Genomic DNA, 16,637 nt, shown 5'->3' with positions numbered 1-16,637 from the left:
ATGGCAGACAACGAGCAGACCGACACGACAGTGACCGGACCGGACGACGTTCCGGCGATGAACGACCTCGATCGCAAAGTGACCGGTGAATTCTCCGGCTACACGGTGCGCAAGGATCTGGTCGGCAAAGTCAAAGGCAACGCGCTCGTACCCTCGTACGTGCTCGAATACCTGCTTGGCAAATACGTGACCACCACCGATTGGGAAAGCGTACGGGCCGGGGTGGAGCGTGTGCGGGCCATCCTCGCGGACAACTACGTGCACCGTGAGGAAGCCAACCTCATTCAGTCGAAGATCCGTGAGAAAGGTCGGTATCAGGTCATCGACAAAGTGCAGGTGACGCTCAACGAGAAGCTCGACCAATACGAAGCCACGTTCGAAAATCTCGGCATCAGCCGGGTGGTCGTGGACTCCGCCACGGTCAAGAAGAACCCGAAACTGCTGGTCACCGGCATCTGGTGCATGTGCACGCTGGTCTACGCATATTCAGGAGATCCCAAGGACGTTCCGTGGAGGCTGCACCGGCTCATGCCCGTGCAGATGTCGCACGACGACCGGGAGAACTATCTCGCGATGCGCTCGCGGTTCACCGCCGGTGAATGGGTCGACCTGCTCATGCAGTCGGTCGGATTCGAGCCTGCATTGTTCTTCGAACGCGCCAAACTCCTCCATCTGGTACGCATGATTCCGTTCGTCGAACGCAACTACAACCTCATCGAACTCGGCCCCAAAGGCACCGGCAAATCGCACATCTACTCCGAATTCTCACCGCACGGCATGCTCATCTCCGGCGGCGAGGTGACCGCGGCGAAACTGTTCGTCAACAACTCCAGCGGACAGATCGGCCTCGTTGGCTATTGGGACACGGTCGCGTTCGACGAATTCGCCGGAAAGACCAAGAAAGCCGACCGGGCGCTCGTCGACATCATGAAGAACTACATGGCGAACAAGTCGTTCTCACGCGGCCGCAACACCATGCAGGCCGAAGCGTCCATGGCGTTCATCGGCAACACCTCCCACAACGTGCCGTACATGCTCAAGAACACCGACCTGTTCGAGGAACTGCCGAAGCAATACCACGATCCCGCGTTCCTCGACCGCATCCATTACTACGTGCCCGGCTGGGAGTTCGAACAGATCCGTTCCGAGATGTTCACCAGCGGCTACGGGTTCGTCGTCGACTATCTCGCCGAGATCCTCCACAATCTGCGCGACGTGGACTACGCGTCGAAGTACGAGAAATACTTCGCGCTCTCGCCCACGCTCTCCACGCGAGACAAGGACGGCGTGCGCAAGACGTTCTCCGGGCTCATGAAACTCATCTACCCGTCCGGCGAAGCGACGATGGAGGAGATGGAACCGTTGCTGCGCTGCGCCATCGAAGGACGCAAACGCGTCAAGGACCAGCTGTGCCGCATCGATTCCACCATGACCGAAGTCGACTTCTCATACACGCGCGCCGGTTCTCCCGACCCCATCGCCGTACACACGGTGGAAGAGGACGACTACCCGGACCTGTACTGGCGGGGGAGGAGCGTCTCCGCCGGAAGCGTCGGAAACGATGCGGTGAAGCAGCCGGCCCCTCCGGTTCCGGCGGCGGGGTCCTCCTCCGGTTCCGGGTCATCACAGCCCACGAAACCCTCCGAACCTGCGAAACCCATGGAATCCGCGAAACCGGCCTTGTCCCGCATCGAACGGGCCGCCGCGGCGGCGAAGGCCGGGCACCTCGACTTTTCGGAAGGCCGTTCCGGAGTCAGCTACAACAGATTGTTCGGAGCCTATGTGGCAGGGGCGAAACGCATCACGCTCCAGGACCCGTACATCCGATACTCATATCAGGCGCGTAATCTCGCCGAATTCCTCGAAACCGTGTACGACTACACGAACCGGGCCGACGAAGTGCAGGTGCATCTGATCGTCGGACAAGCCGACGACCAGCTTATCGACCAGCAGATCGACAACCTCGACCAGTTGAAGACCACGTTCGGGCCGATGGGCATCATCCTCACCTACGAGTTCAGCACGACGGCGCACGACCGTTTCATCGTGACCGACACCGGCTGGCGAATCTCCCTCGGCAGAGGATTGGATATCTACCAGCGGTACGACGATAAGAACTGGCTGAATCCGCAGCTGAGACGGCAGAACCTTCGTCAAATCAAGGAATTCAGCGTCGATTATCGTCACGTGGGCGAATAGCGGCGTGTATGGCGGCCGTACTGTCCCGCCATACACGACCTACGTCCTAGGATTGGCGTCCCCGCGTGTATCATCGTGCTCTATGAGTGAGACCGAACCGAAGTTCCGCTACAACGCCGCTCTGGCGCAGGACATCGAAAACAAATGGCAGAAGAAGTGGGATGAGGAGGGCACCTTCTGGGCCGCCAACGTCTCCGGCGACCTGAAGGACGGCAAGGGCCGCAACGCCGAGGGACGCCCCTCCTACTTCGCGATGGACATGTTCCCCTACCCGTCCGGCAAGGGCCTGCACGTGGGCCACCCGCTCGGCTACCTCGCCTCCGACGTGGTGTCCCGCTACCACCGCATGAAGGGCGAGAACGTGCTGCATGCCATGGGCTACGACGCCTTCGGCCTGCCCGCCGAGCAGTACGCCGTCCAGACCGGTCAGCATCCGCGCATCACCACCGAGCAGAACATCGCGAACATGTCGCGCCAGCTGCACCGCATGGGCCTGAGCTTCGACGACCGCCGCACCTTCGCGACCATCGACCCCGGCTACGTGCGCTGGACCCAGTGGATCTTCTCGCGCATCTACGACTCCTGGTACGACGAGGACGCCACCAACCCGTCCGGCACGAAGGGATCCGCCCGCCCGATTTCCGAGCTCGTCGCCAAGTTCGAGAACGGCGAGAAGGCCATCCCGGGCCACGAGACGGACGGCAAGGCGTGGGGCGACCTCACCGAGGCCGAGCAGCAGGACATCCTCAACGACTTCCGCCTCGCCTACATCTCCAAGTCCCCGGTGAACTGGTGCCCGGGCCTGGGCACCGTGCTCGCCAACGAGGAGGTCACCGCCGAAGGCAAGTCCGAGCGCGGCAACTTCCCGGTCTTCCAGCGTGAGCTGCGCCAGTGGTCGATGCGCATCACCAAGTACGGCCACCGCCTCATCGAGGACCTCGACGGCATCGACTGGCCGGAGAAGGTCAAGCTCATGCAGCGCAACTGGATCGGCGAAAGCCACGGCGCCTCCGTGCACTTCCAGGTCGAGACCCCGAACGGCACGCGCGACATGGAGATCTACACCACGCGTCCGGACACCCTGTTCGGCACCACGTTCGCCGTCGTCTCCCCGGAGCACCACCTGCTCGAGGACGTGCCCGCCGAATGGCCGGCCGAAACCCCCGAGGATTGGAAGGGCGGCTACGCCACCCCGGTCGAGGCCGTGAAGGCGTACCGTCTCGCCGCCGAATCGAAGACCGCGAAGGACCGCGTCGACGAGGCCGGCGAGAAGACCGGCCTGTTCACCGGCCTGTACGCCGTCAACCCGATCACCGGCGCGAAGCTGCCGCTGTTCACCGCCGACTATGTGCTCATGGACTACGGCACCGGCGCGATCATGGCCGTGCCGGGCGGCGACCAGCGCGACTACGATTTCGCCGTCAAGTTCGGCCTGCCGGTCATCTACACCGTCAAGCCGCTGCCGGAATCCGGCGACGACCTCGCGAACTACGAGGGTAAGGCGCCGTTCGTCTCCCACGACGGCATCGTCATCAACTCTTCCGTCGAGGCGACCAAGGCGAAGGGCGATGCACTGACGCTCGACGGACTGCGCGTCGACGACGCCATCGCCAAGGTGAACGCGTGGCTGGAATCCGCGGGCGTCGGCAAGGGCACCGTCTCCTACCGTCTGCGCGACTGGCTGTTCTCCCGCCAGCGCTATTGGGGCGAGCCGTTCCCGATCGTCTACGGCGAGGACGGCACCCCGCACCTGCTGCCCGATTCCGCGCTGCCCATCAACCTGCCGGACGTGCCCGACTACCAGCCGCGCACCTTCGACCCGATGGACGCCGAATCTAACCCCGAGGCGCCGCTGAGCCGCAACGAGGACTGGGTGAAGGTCGAGCTCGATCTGGGCGATGGTGTGAAGACCTACTACCGTGACACGAACACGATGCCGAACTGGGCCGGCTCCTGCTGGTACTACATGCGCTACATCGACCCGACCGATACGGCCCACATGGTCGAGAAGGACGAGTTCGACTACTGGATGGGACCGAACCACAACAAGTACTCGGGCGACGAAGGCGGCGTGGACCTGTACATCGGCGGCGTCGAGCATGCGGTGCTCCACCTGCTGTACTCGCGCTTCTGGCACAAGATCCTCTTCGACCTCGGCTACGTGGATTCGGCCGAACCGTTCCACAAGCTGTTCAACCAGGGCATGATCCAGGCGTACGCCTACACCGACGACCGCGGCCAGTACGTGCCGGCCGACGAGGTCGTGGAAGGCCCGGCCGACGAGAACGGCGAACCCACGTTCACCTGGAACGGCGAGCACGCGAACCGCGAGTTCGGCAAGATGGGCAAGAGCCTCAAGAACATCATCACCCCGGACTACATGTACGAGAACTACGGCGCGGACACGTTCCGCCTGTACGAGATGAGCATGGGCCCGCTGGACGAATCCCGCCCGTGGAACACGCGCAACGTGGTCGGCGGCATGCGCTTCCTGCAGCGCCTGTGGCGCAACGTGGTCGACGAGACCACCGGCGAGGCGCATGTGAGCGAGGACGCGCCGGACGTGAAGACCTTGAAGCTCCTCAACAACACGATCGCCGAGGTGACCGTGGAGATGGAGAACATGCGTCCGAACACGGCCATCGCCAAGCTCATCGTGCTCAACAACCACCTGACCTCCCTCAAGGCCGTGCCGCGCGCCGCCGTCGAGCCGCTGATCCTCATGCTCGCGCCGATCGCCCCGCACATCTGCGAGGAAATGTGGCAGCGTCTCGGCCACGCCGAGTCCCTGTCCGCCGCGCCGTGGCCGGTCGCCGACGACAAGTACGTCGGTCAGGACACGGTCACCGCGGTCGTGCAGATCAAGGGCAAGGTGCGCGCCAAGCTCGAGGTCTCCCCGGACATCGACCCGGCCGAGCTGGAGAAGCTCGCGCTCGAAGCCGTCGCCGCCCGTCTCGGCGGCAAGGAACCGCGCAAGGTGATCGTCAAGGCCCCGAAGATCGTCTCGATCGTCCCCGCCGAGTGATTGGCGACGCATTGCACTGTGGTGTCCCGATGACAGGACGCCCGCTCCGGGAATTGTGAAGGACTTCGGAAGGAGCTCTGTACACATACCCCGGTGAGACTGGACGTTACGCCCATGCACCCCGCACAGTGGGATGCATGGGCGTTCGTCGTAGTGGAAGTCGCAGAATCATCGATGACGGCAGAGATGCCGCCATCGTGTCGGAATCGTATGTCGGGCATGGCATGGAGGACATGCCTCCCATTCCCATGCCCGAGGGGCGCGGCGCCGCGTCGTCGCCGGTTCCGTTGCCGGACGGTTCATCGCCGGTGGTCACCTTGGCGGCGCTGTCCGGCGTACGTGACAGGGACATGGACGAGCGGTTCTCGGCACGGGCCCGTCACGGCCGTCCGCGGTTGCGGTTCGGAGCGAAACATGCGTTGGCGGCGATACTGCTCATGGTGATGGTCACCTGCGCAAGCCTCACGCTGCTGGTGCTGCAGTCGATGAACCACACGATGCTTACGGATGCTACGACGTCCGGCATCATCGTTTCCGGTTCGGACGGAGGTGGGGAAGACGACGTCTCGCCGGGTGACGGACCCGACGGCGCCGATGGCGTCGACGGTGGCGGATCGGGGAACAGGTCATCCGGTGCCGCCGGCACCGCGAACGATGCCGGTGATCAGACCGTTGGCGCCGATGCATCCGAGGCGCCCGCCCAGCCGGCAGATACGCGACTCGACCTGAACACGGCCACACTCGAACAACTTGACGCCATCAAAGGCATCGGGCCGGTCATCGCGCAACGGATACTCGACCATCGCGCGGCGATAGGACGGTTCACCAGCGTCGACCAGCTGCTTGACGTTCCCGGCATCGGCGCGAAGACCCTGGAGAAGATCAGACCGGAGGTGAGGGTCTGATGCGCATCGAACAGGGGAGTCGCGATCGTCGTCTGTTGCCCGTGGCCATCGTGCTGTGGATGTCGTGTCTGGCCGTACACGGCGTCTTCGTGTGGTGGTCGGGCAGGGTCGTCGCGGAACGATCGTCGGCGAATCGACCGGTGCCAGGTGAGGGTACGGCGGAAACGGGAAACCGTATCACCGTCGTGACCGCAGAAGGGCGGGACGTTTTCGTTCCGTCGGGAATCGTCATCCTGTCCGGTGCCATGTTGATCATGATGATCGTAATCGGGTTGGCGTGGCGCATCGGGGGGATATGCGAACGCCGCGGCATCGGACGAATCGTCGTCATGGTCTGTGTCGCGGCCGCACTGCTGGGATCCGTCGCCACATGGGCGTCGGAGGCGAGGGAATGGTTCGATGCGGCTGCGGTGCGGGCGAGGGACGGGCCCGGAAGCGTGACCGTCGCGGCCCGACTCGTCGAACCCGTCATGGCGTCATCACGGCGTGAAGCGGACTGTCAGGTGGAGGCCGAACTCGCCGCGGTAGGCGACGGCAAAGTGTTTGCACGCTCGAACGCGCAAGTGAGGGTATTCGCCTCCGGAGCGGATTGCATGCGACTGCACCGTGGCGCCGTCTACCGCATGACCGGCACGTTAGGCGAGGCCGAAATAGGGTCGACGCCGCTCTGGCTGACCCTGGATGACGGCGACGGCGATGATGATGGAAGGAGCGGAAGCCTGACCGCTTTGCAAGAGCGGCCATGGTTCGAACGGTGGCGGGAACGCATCCAGGAATCGTTCTTCACGGCCACCGAAGGATTGTCCGATCAGGGACGCGTACTCGTACCCGGACTGACCATGGGACTCCTCGGCCAGGATCATATGGACACGTCCCGGCCTGTCGACGGAACCTATGCCGACCAATTGGAGGAACGGTTCCGGCGCGCCGGCATCATGCACCTCATGGCGGTGTCCGGCGGTCATTTCGTCATTGTCGCCGACCTGATACGCCGATTCGCCGCGCGTCTCCTATTGCCACGGCAAGTGACGGCGATCCTCACGGCGGGAACCATGACATTGATGGCGGCGATGATGGCGCCGGGAGACAGCGTGACCAGGGCGTTGGTGATGAGCTGGATGGCTGCCGCCGCATTGTTCCTCGGTCGACGGCCGCAGGCGTTGAGCGCGCTATGCTGCACGGCGATCGGTACCCTGCTGGTGAAACCTTCCATGGCATGGAGTTTCGGCTTCGCCCTGTCCTGCGCGGCCGTGCTCGGCATCATCCTCATGTCCCATCCGATGGGCGACGTTATGTCGTTGCTGTTGCCGGACATGCTCGCCGACACGCTCGCCATGACCGTCGCGGCCCAACTGTCCACCTTGCCGATCCAGGTGCTTATGGAACCGCGACTGCCGGTCTGGTCCGTTCCTGCGAACATCCTCGTGGCGCCCGTCGTCGCGTTCGCCACGATGGCCGGATTGGCGGGACTCGCCGTGGCATGGGTGAATGTGGACGTGGGCTCGTGGTGCGCATGGTCGGCGTCGCTGGGCACACAGGTCATGGAACGGGTGGCCATGTGGCTGGGTGGCAGGGAACACGCCACGATGCCGTGGGCCGGAGGCGCGGCCGGAGCATTGGCGCTCGCCACAGTGGAAGCGGCGGGCATCGCCATGGCCCTGCTGATCCGCCGTTGGTTTGTTCCATCGTCGGCCGATCACGCATTACCGGGGCGACCGTTCACCCGCAACCCACGCAACCGTATCCGCATCTGGTGGACGGACACCCTCCGCATGCTGTCCGAATTGGACACGGATCCGGGACCGAACTGAAGGCCGCTGGTTCCGACGGATGGTTTTCCATTCGCCGCACTCTTCCGTTCGGGCCTTTCCTCCGATAGACTGGACCACGGCTGGGGGAGCGATTCATCCGCTGAGACCGATTCGTCGGGACCCTTCGAACCTGTGAGGCAATGCTCGCGTAGGGAAGCACATCCATACACGACGCAACGGCGCTCGCGGGCCGTCACGGGAGAATCCTCCTCCAGTCGGAGTCAAACCGAACAAACCGAGGATAACCGGAAACCGGAGTACACGGACAAACACGATCCGGCGAAATCCGACCGGAGACCGGACCATTGGAGGGGATAATCATGACCGACCAGAACACCAGCAGCGCAATCGACGGATTCCTGAAGGGCGAGACCATCCTCGTGACGGGCGGCGCCCGCGGACTGGGCGAGGCCATCACGCGCGCCGCCGTGCAGGCCGGCGCCCACGTGGTCGTCGACTACCTGCACAGCGAAGAGCGCGCCAAGGCGCTGGAAAAGGAATACCCCGGCCATGTCACCGCCATCCAGGCCGACGTGACCGACGAGAACGACGTCAAGCGCCTGTTCGCGGACGCGAAGGCCGCGCTCGGCACGCCGATCACCGGCGTGGTCAACAACGCGCTGGTCAGCTTCTCGTTCAACGGCGACGACCGTCCCAAGGCCGACACCATCACCTGGCAGGACTTCGAGCATCAGCTCCTCGGCGCGGTCAAGGGCTCCGTCACCGTCATCCAGCAGGCGCTGCCCGGCTTCGAGGAGGCCGGCTACGGCCGCGTGCTGAACATCGGCACCAACCTGTTCCAGAACCCGGTGGTGCCCTACCACGATTACACGGCCGCCAAGGGCGCCCTGCTCGCCCTCACGCGCACGTTCGCCCAGGAGCTCGGCCCGAAGAACGTGACCGTCAACATGGTCTCCGGCGGTCTGCTGCGCACCACCGACGCGAGCAGCGCCACGCCCGACGCCGTGTTCGACATCATCGCCCAGTCCACGCCGCTGGGCCACGTCACCACGCCCCAGGAGCTCGCCGACGCCGCCCTGTTCTTCCTGTCCCCGCTCTCCCGTGCGGTCTCCGGTCAGGACCTCATCGTCGACTGCGGCTACGTCAAGGGCTGAGCCGCGGCAGGTCGGTCACGGGGGCGGTTCGCAACCGAACCGGCCCCCGTCGCATATACGGGCGTCATAGGCGTCATGCGGGCGTCCGCCGCGCACGCGTATGGGTATCGGTTTTGTCGATTGTCCCGGCCCAGTCCCACGCCGTGGCCGGTGCCCTGCGCGCCCCTCGACGGTGTCGTTGCCGTGTCCCCGGGACCGGCGTTGTATCGTGGGCGGTGAAGGCATTCCCTCATCACAAAGGAGTCATGACAATGTCCGAACCAACCATCCCCGCCGAAGGCCGTGTCGCCGTACTGACCGAACCGAGGCACATCGACGTGCGCACCCTGCCATTGCCCGAAATCAACGATGACGAGGTGCTCGTCCGCGTCGAAGGATGCGGCATCTGCGGCACCGACCAGTCCGAATACCGTGCCGACCCGTTCGGGTTCGCGCCCATCGTGCTCGGTCACGAGGCCACCGGCGAAGTCGTGAAGATCGGCGGGAACGTCACCACGGATTACTCCGGCAAACCGCTCAAGGTGGGGGACAAGATCGTCACCGGTCTGCGCCCGTGCGGCCACTGCGCCATCTGCAAGCGCCGCGCCGACATGATCCACCTGTGCGAGAACGGCGAGATCCACGGCCTCATGCCCGGCGAGGACCACTTCTTCAACGGCTGGTACTCCGACTACATGAAGTGCAATCCGGGCGCGGTGATCTTCAACGTCAACGACATGCCCGACCGCGACCTGCGCATCCTCATCGAACCGGCCGCCGTGATCGTGCACGCCGTGGAGGAGGCCAAGAAGATCTACGACTTCAAGCACGGCTCCCACGTGCTCGTCCAGGGATGCGGCCCGATCGGCCTGCTGCTGGTCGCGCTGCTCAAGACCTACGGTATCCGCAACATCGTGGCCGTGGACGCCAAGGAGGCCCGACTTGAGATGGCCAAGAAGCTCGGCGCCACCGCCACCGTGAACTTCTCCGACTACGATTCCGTGGACGCGGCCGCCGAAGCCGTGCGCAATGTGACCGAGGGACTCGGCGCGGAGATGGGCTTCCAGTGCACCGGATCGCCCGCCGCCGCGGCCGCCCTGTTCAAGTACATCCGCCGGGGCGGCTCCTACTGCGAGGTCGGCTTCTTCACCAACACCGGCGACGCCACCTACAACCCGCATCTGGACGTATGCCAGAAGGAGATCAAGCTCACCGGCTCGTGGACCTACCAGGCCGGCGACTGGCTCGAGGCGCAGGAGTTCCTCAAGGAGGCCAAGGACCGCGGTCTGCCCGTCATGGATCTGGTCACCAACGTGTTCCCGCTCGACCGGATCAACGAGGCCATGGAATACGCGTTGAGCATGCAGGGCCTCAAGATCGAGGTCGTCCCCGAACTGTGATGCGCCGGGTCCGTGGCGACGCCGTGCGGCCCGTTATCGTCCACGGCATGACGTGACAAATCGGGCATACGCATGGGATGGGCTGCGGTGCGAATGAGGATATACTGCCATTCGCACCGCAGCCCATCCCATGCGTTCACGTTTCGGAAGCGCCGCTGCCGTGTGTTACGCCTTCACGGCCAGCGTCTGTCCCAGCGTATGCGATTCACCCGGGGCGAGCGTGATCATGCGTTCGCGGTTCGCGGCCGCCTCCACGCAGACGAAACCCCTCCACTCGCCTTCGTCGAGATCGCCGATCGCGTTGCCGGCGGTTTCGACGGGATTCCACACGACCGTGGCGGTGGCGCCCCGGGAGGAGACGGCGACCGTGCGGCCCAGCATGTCGTCATGCAGTTCGAGCGTGCCGTTCGCCAGATAGATGCGGTCGACCATGCCGCCGTCGAACGCCACCGGACCGGACTGCACGCACACCGGGAACCCGTCGCGCGTGGTGTCGAGATACTCCGAACCGTCCAGTCCCTCGACCCGGGCGCGCGTCACGTCGCCCACCTTGAGATACGTGTGCAGCGCCGCCTCGTACGAGAACGGCCTGTCCCCGTCGTTCGTCACGGTGAGCTCGACCGTCAGCTCGCGGCCCGCCGTGACCTCGTACGCCGCGTGGAACCGTGGCGCGTCGTTGCCGACGAACTGCGCGAGCGTCGCGTCGTCGATTTCGCCCGAGTCGAGCGTGTAGCGTGCATGACGGTCCGTGAGCGAACCGTCGTCGGGATGCCAGAAACTCGATCGGGCGAAGCCGTGCTTCGGGGTCTTCGCCGCCGGCGAGTCCGGATCGAATCCGGAGTTGAACCAGGGGAAGATGACCGGGATGCCGCCGCGGATCGCCTTGCCTTCCTTGAGATAAACCGTCTTCGGGCGCCAGACCACGTCGGGCTGGCCTTGCGGCGCCCAACGCAGCACGTGCGCGCCGTAATCGCTGACCGATACCGAACCGTCCCCATTGACGAGATCGCGGATCGCGAACGATGCCGATGAACCCATGATTCCTCCAAACCGACAGATGACGATGGGACGCTCCCATTATGCCAGCCCATGCCGGTCCGGCCGTGAGAACCGCGGGGCCGTGCCGCGGTCGCGTCGCCACCGATCCGGGGCCGCGTCGACGTCATATCGCGTGCGAGCCGTTGTCCAGCGCGTGTGGGGTGATGGAGGGCATGGCAAGACAGGCAGGGGACGCGGCGGTGCGCGTCGTATACGGAGGCGACCCGTACCTGAACGAAAGGACCGCACGGGAACTGTGCGACGAGGCGATGCAGCGCCGTCCGGACGCGGAATACGTCGAATTGGACGCCGCCACGGCCGACCGGTACGCGTTCGACGAGGCGGTCAGCCCGTCCCTGCTCGCCGACGTGTCCGTCGTACGCGTCGACGATCTGCAATCCGCCGACGAGAAACTCGGCGACAGCATCGTCGACTACTGCAAGCAGGCGTCCAAGGACCCCGCCTCGAACAGCATCGTGATCTGCCGGCATGAAGGCGGCAACAAAGGCAAGCGTCTGCTCGACCGGCTGGTCCGCGCCGGTGCGCGCAAAGTGGAGGTCTCCGACCTCAAAAAACCGGACGCGAAGCTCAACTACGTGCTGCAATGCTTCGAACGACAAGGGCGCAGGGTCGAACCGCTCGCCGCCCAGCAGCTCGTCGACGTGCTCGGCGGCAGCATCGGGGAACTCACCGCCATGTGCGGGCAGTTGTGCTTCGACTTCGACGACGATCCCATCGGATTGGACCGCGTCAACCAGTACCTGACCGCCAACGCCCAGGTCACCGGATTCAACGTGGCGGACACGGCCATGGCCGGCGACACCGCCGACGCGATCGTCAAGATGCGCTCCGCCGTGGAACAGGGCGTCGAACCCATCGCGCTCATCGGCGCGCTGGCCATGAAACTGCGGAACGTGGCAAAGGTGTCCGCCTACAACGCCGGAACCATCAGCGCCGCCGAACTCGGCATGTCGCCGTGGGCGCGCAAGTACGTGCGGCTCGGCGGCTGGACGTCGGCCGGCATGGCGGCGTGCATCCGCACGCTCGCCTGGGCGGATGAGGAATGCAAGACCAACGGGGGAGATCCCATGTACGCGCTGGAACGCAGCATCGAGACGATAGCGACGAAGGGACGGGGATGAGCAATGGCATCGAACGATGAATGGAACGGACGAAACGGGGCGGTGACGCTCGAGGTGCCCACCGGCGAGGACATGCGCGAATTGGGGCGTCGCATCGCCGCACGTGTGCACGGCGGCGACGTGCTGCTGCTGTCCGGGCCGCTGGGGGCGGGCAAGACCACGCTGGCGCAGGGATTCGGTGAAGGCCTCGGCATCACGGAGCCGATCGTGTCGCCCACGTTCACCATCGCACGCGAACTGAACGGGCGGTTCGCGGACGGGTCCCCCGCGCACCTCGTGCACGTGGACGCCTACCGGTTGGGCGGTTCCGACTACGCGCCCGGCCAGGCGGCCGTGAACCGGCTGCTGGACGAGCTCGAATCGTTGGGGCTCGACGAGGAACTCGAGGACACCGGCGACGACACGGTCGTGCTCATGGAATGGGGCGAGCAGATGGTCGCCGCGCTCGCGCCGGAACGCCTCGAGATCCACATCGACCGGCCTCTGGACATCGACGCGGCGGACGCCGCCGTCGACCCCGGCATCGAACTCACCGGCGACGGCACACGCGTCGTCACGCTCGTGCCGGTGGGCGCGCGCTGGAACGGGTTCGCGCTGTAGGCCGCCGCGCGCGGTGTACACTCTCTACAGGCCATAGGCTCGACAGGGCCTTTCGACAGGGACATTCCGGGGAGGATGCATGGGCTGCACATTGGTGATCGACACGTCATACGGTTCCACCGTGGGCGTCGCGGGGCATGAGCCGATCGTCGAAACCGATTCGCGCACCCACGTCGAACGGTTGCAGGTGAATATCGCCCGTGCCGTCAAGGAGGCCGGATGCACGCCGCGCGACATCGACACCGTCATCGTGGGCACCGGTCCCGCGCCGTTCACCGGGCTGCGCGCCGGCATCGTCGCCGCCAAGGCGCTGGCGTTCGCCACCGGCGCGGAACTCATCGGACACAACGTGCTCGAACCGCAGGTGCGGTGGAACCTCGTTCGGCGCGGCAAGGCCGGCACGCTCGGCGATCCGAAGACGCGACACGTCCTCACGCTCGCCGTGAACGACGCGCGTCGCAAGCAACTGTACTTCGCGCTGTACGCGAGCCCGCTCGACGCCGGCGCCGGGGATGCCGGCGACGACGGGAACGCCAAAGCCGTTCCCCGACCGCTCATCGCCATGGACATCGACTATCCTTCGTCGATCGCCGACCGCGTGAACGCCGCCGTGCATGACTACGCGGCGACGGTCGACGGCGAGACCGTCGTCGACGTCATCGGCCATGGCGCGACGAAATACGCCGACGCGCTGCACGGCATCGAGTGTCTCAGCGACGTGGCCGACGCGTCCGTGCTCGATCAGGGGCGGCAGGGCGTCGACATCTTCGCGGCCGATGCGGCGCTTGCGCACGAACGCGACCCCCAGGCGCCCGTCGAACCGTTGTACCTGCGCAGGCCGGACGCCGAAGTGCCGGCGCCGCTCAAGCACGTGCTCGGGCACGAAGGCGCGGGGAGGAAGGCCTGATGCTCGTTTCGTTGGACGACCTCGGCCGCGAGACCGCGGTCGCCGCCGTGCGTGCGATGGAGGTCGAGCTGTTCGGCAACCACGCGTGGAGCGAAAACGCCGTGAGGCAGGAGCTCGACGCGCCCGCACGCGTCTACGTGTTCGACTGTGAGCGCGAGCAAGGCGACGGGGGACATGGAACCGGAGATGATGGCCACGTGCCGGGGCCGGACGGCTGCGTGCCCGGCATCGTGCGCGGATTCGCCGGATACTGGTATGACGGCGAGGACGCGGAGATCATGGACATCGGCGTTTCGCGCCGCTATCAGCGTCGCGGACTCGCCGCGCGCATGCTCGCCTGGCTGATCGGCCATGCGCGGGAACAAGGCGCCCGCCGCATGCTGCTCGAAGTCGCCGTGGACAACGATCCCGCCATCGCGTTGTACCGGCGGTTCGGGTTCGAACGCATCGGGTTGCGCAAACGGTACTACCAGCCGGAAGGCATCGACGCGTACGTGATGGCCCTGGAACTGGAGCCGCGGGTCGTCGGGTTCGCCGCCGCCGGGGAAGAAGACGGAACGGATGACGCGGGCGTCGCGAACGGCGAGGTCGGCATGGGCGGCCCGCAGAAGGCCGTCGCGCACGAGGGAACGGAGGAGACGCGATGAGCGAACCGATCGTACTGGGCATCGAATCGACCTGCGACGAAACGGCGGCCGCCGTCGTCCAGGGGCGCACGCTGAGATCCAACGTGGTCGCCTCCTCGATGGAGGAGCACGCACGCTACGGCGGCGTCATCCCCGAGATCGCCTCGCGCGCGCACGCCGAGGCGTTCGTGCCGTGCGTATCCAAGGCGCTGGCCGACGCCGGCCTCGAACTGTCCGACGTGGACGCGATAGCCGTGTCCGCAGGCCCCGGACTCGCCGGGTGCCTCGCCGTCGGCGTCTCCGGCGCGAAGGCCCTCGCATGGGCGAGCGGCAAGCCGCTGTACGGCATCAACCATGTGATCGGCCACATCGCCGTCACCCAACTGCAGTTCGGGCCGTTCCCCAAGGACACGCTCGCGCTCATCGTCTCGGGCGGGCACACGTCGCTGCTGCACGTCGGGGACGTGGCACGTCACATCGATGTGGTCGGCACCACATTGGACGACGCGGCGGGGGAGTGCTTCGACAAGGTGGCGCGACTGCTCGGCTTCCCCTACCCGGGAGGCCCGCACATCGACAGGCACGCGCAGCACGGCGACCCGCATGCGATCCGCGTGCCCCAGGGGCTCACGCAGGGCAAGGCCGGCGCGAAGCATCCGTATGACTTCAGCTTCTCCGGCGTGAAGACCGCCGTCGCCCGTTGGGTGGAGGGGGAGCGGGCCGCGGGACGCGAGATCCCCGTAGACGACGTGTGCGCCTCGCTCGCCGACTCGGTGGCCACCGTGCTCGCGAAGAAAGCGATGCGCGGCTGCCGCCAGTATGATTCCGATACGCTCATCGTGGGAGGCGGATTCTCCGCGAACTCGCAGCTCAGGGCGAAACTGCTCGAATTCGGGCGCTCCAACGGCGTCGAGGTGCGCATTCCGGAACTCAGACTGTGCACCGACAACGGCGCGATGGTCGCCATGCTCGGCGTGAACCTCGTCGAGGCGGGCGTCGCGCCCAGCGCGCCCGATTTCGCCATCGATTCGGCCATGCCGTTGACCAAGGTGTCGATGTAGCCTTGCCGCGGCGGGAAGCCGTCGGGTGGTTGCGGCCGTCGCCGTTGGACGGCCGTTGGGCGTCCGCTGGACGTCCGTCTCGGTCACCCGGCCTCCCGCCGGATCAGTCACCACAGGGGGTTCATGCCCTCCGTGGACAGGCCTTTGCGTTTCGGCGCCGGCGTGCGTCTCGCCTCCACCAGCCACCCCGAATCCTTGAGCACGACCCTCGCCTCATAGCCGCCGTTCTCGAATCCGCGGCGTTCCCGTTTGTTGATCTTGTACGCCGCCTTCATCGCGGCCGACCGGTTCGCCGCATCCGAGACCTTGTGCCAGCCGGGATGCGTGTCCAGCCACGCCGCCAGCTCCGGGCCGTTGCGCTTCACGCCGCTCGGGCGGGCGTCCTCCACCAGCGGTTCGGGATGCGGCATGCCGATCTTGTCCAGCATGGCCAGCCATTCGCGTGCGGCGGTGCCGTCGTCGAACCGGAACGTCACGCGCACGGCCCCCTTCATCGGTCCCCCATGCCGCGGTATCCGCCATTCGCCGTGCGCGCCGCGGCCGCATCCCCGTTGCGGTGCTGCCCATGCGATGGGACGAGGGGACCGAGCGGCTCCGGGCCGTCCATTCGATTCGACAACGTTGTTCCGTCCATGGGCCCAGTTTCCGACCGGGCGTGGACGGCGCGCGCGTGCGGGGACGAGTCGCGGAAGACGGCTCCCGCCCCATCGCGACACGCCGGTTTGCGAGATACGGGCATGACGCGTATTGTAGCCAACCGTTGCAAACCCGCGGTTTGCGGCTTCACTTCGATGGACGTCTCGGCGTGCACCGGCGGTGATAATTGAAT

Annotated in this window: 13 protein-coding genes; 11 read left to right on the top strand and 2 right to left on the bottom strand. The window is 65.7% G+C overall.

Translation table 11 applies throughout. The features are described from left to right. The 6 genes from brxL (at window position 1) to GFD21_RS03260 (ending at window position 10,434) form a co-directional block, all read left to right on the top strand. Window positions 1–2,199: a BREX system Lon protease-like protein BrxL gene (gene brxL / locus GFD21_RS03285; protein WP_163196470.1), complete on the top strand. Its 2,199-nt coding sequence runs from the start codon at window positions 1–3 to the stop codon at window positions 2,197–2,199. A gap of 82 nt (window positions 2,200–2,281) precedes the next feature. Next, window positions 2,282–5,224, top strand: coding sequence for a leucine--tRNA ligase (gene leuS, locus GFD21_RS03280; protein WP_163196469.1), 2,943 nt, complete (start codon window positions 2,282–2,284; stop codon window positions 5,222–5,224). 233 nt (window positions 5,225–5,457) lie between these two features. Beyond that, window positions 5,458–6,129, top strand: coding sequence for a ComEA family DNA-binding protein (locus tag GFD21_RS03275; protein WP_225431556.1), 672 nt, complete (start codon window positions 5,458–5,460; stop codon window positions 6,127–6,129). After that, window positions 6,129–7,940 (top strand): ComEC/Rec2 family competence protein, encoded by a 1,812-nt coding sequence (locus GFD21_RS03270; protein ID WP_163196468.1) that lies wholly within the window; start codon window positions 6,129–6,131, stop codon window positions 7,938–7,940. Before GFD21_RS03275 ends, GFD21_RS03270 begins: the two co-directional genes overlap by 1 nt. A gap of 320 nt (window positions 7,941–8,260) precedes the next feature. Then, on the top strand, window positions 8,261–9,055 hold the full coding sequence (locus tag GFD21_RS03265) for a 3-oxoacyl-ACP reductase (RefSeq protein WP_163196467.1): 795 nt from the start codon (window positions 8,261–8,263) through the stop codon (window positions 9,053–9,055). A gap of 251 nt (window positions 9,056–9,306) precedes the next feature. Continuing rightward, window positions 9,307–10,434: a zinc-dependent alcohol dehydrogenase gene (locus GFD21_RS03260; RefSeq protein ID WP_163196466.1), complete on the top strand. Its 1,128-nt coding sequence runs from the start codon at window positions 9,307–9,309 to the stop codon at window positions 10,432–10,434. A 165-nt stretch (window positions 10,435–10,599) separates the two neighbouring features. Here GFD21_RS03260 and GFD21_RS03255 read toward each other — a convergent pair whose 3' ends face one another. After that, complete coding sequence (locus GFD21_RS03255; protein WP_163196465.1) at window positions 10,600–11,472, bottom strand: D-hexose-6-phosphate mutarotase; 873 nt, start codon at window positions 11,470–11,472, stop codon at window positions 10,600–10,602. Window positions 11,473–11,645: 173 nt separating this feature from the next. Here GFD21_RS03255 and holA point away from each other — a divergent pair, with 173 nt between their 5' ends. The 5 genes from holA to tsaD all read left to right on the top strand — a co-directional run bounded on the left by holA (window position 11,646) and on the right by tsaD (window position 15,808). Further along, window positions 11,646–12,614, top strand: coding sequence for a DNA polymerase III subunit delta (gene holA / locus GFD21_RS03250; protein WP_163196464.1), 969 nt, complete (start codon window positions 11,646–11,648; stop codon window positions 12,612–12,614). A gap of 3 nt (window positions 12,615–12,617) precedes the next feature. Next, window positions 12,618–13,214: a tRNA (adenosine(37)-N6)-threonylcarbamoyltransferase complex ATPase subunit type 1 TsaE gene (gene tsaE, locus GFD21_RS03245; RefSeq protein ID WP_163196463.1), complete on the top strand. Its 597-nt coding sequence runs from the start codon at window positions 12,618–12,620 to the stop codon at window positions 13,212–13,214. A 79-nt stretch (window positions 13,215–13,293) separates the two neighbouring features. Beyond that, window positions 13,294–14,121: a tRNA (adenosine(37)-N6)-threonylcarbamoyltransferase complex dimerization subunit type 1 TsaB gene (gene tsaB / locus GFD21_RS03240; RefSeq protein ID WP_163196462.1), complete on the top strand. Its 828-nt coding sequence runs from the start codon at window positions 13,294–13,296 to the stop codon at window positions 14,119–14,121. Then, window positions 14,121–14,768 carry a GNAT family N-acetyltransferase gene (locus GFD21_RS03235; RefSeq protein WP_163196461.1) on the top strand — a complete coding sequence of 216 codons (648 nt, stop codon included), beginning with the start codon at window positions 14,121–14,123 and terminating at the stop codon, window positions 14,766–14,768. The genes tsaB and GFD21_RS03235 overlap by 1 nt, the downstream gene beginning before the upstream one ends. After that, a complete protein-coding gene (gene tsaD, locus GFD21_RS03230) occupies window positions 14,765–15,808 on the top strand; it encodes a tRNA (adenosine(37)-N6)-threonylcarbamoyltransferase complex transferase subunit TsaD (RefSeq protein ID WP_163196460.1) in 1,044 nt (347 codons plus the stop codon). Before GFD21_RS03235 ends, tsaD begins: the two co-directional genes overlap by 4 nt. A 107-nt stretch (window positions 15,809–15,915) precedes the next feature. Here the strand turns inward: tsaD and GFD21_RS03225 are convergent, their stop codons facing one another. Beyond that, on the bottom strand, window positions 15,916–16,284 hold the full coding sequence (locus GFD21_RS03225) for a hypothetical protein (protein WP_318643719.1): 369 nt from the start codon (window positions 16,282–16,284) through the stop codon (window positions 15,916–15,918). Window positions 16,285–16,637: the final 353 nt, after the last annotated feature.

It is taken from the genome of Bifidobacterium platyrrhinorum, assembly GCF_010667645.1.
In the GTDB taxonomy this organism is placed as follows: Bacteria; Actinomycetota; Actinomycetes; order Actinomycetales; family Bifidobacteriaceae; genus Bifidobacterium; species Bifidobacterium platyrrhinorum.
The sequence above is the reverse complement of the archived record's forward strand: the minus strand, read 5'-3'. Positions and strand labels throughout refer to the sequence as shown.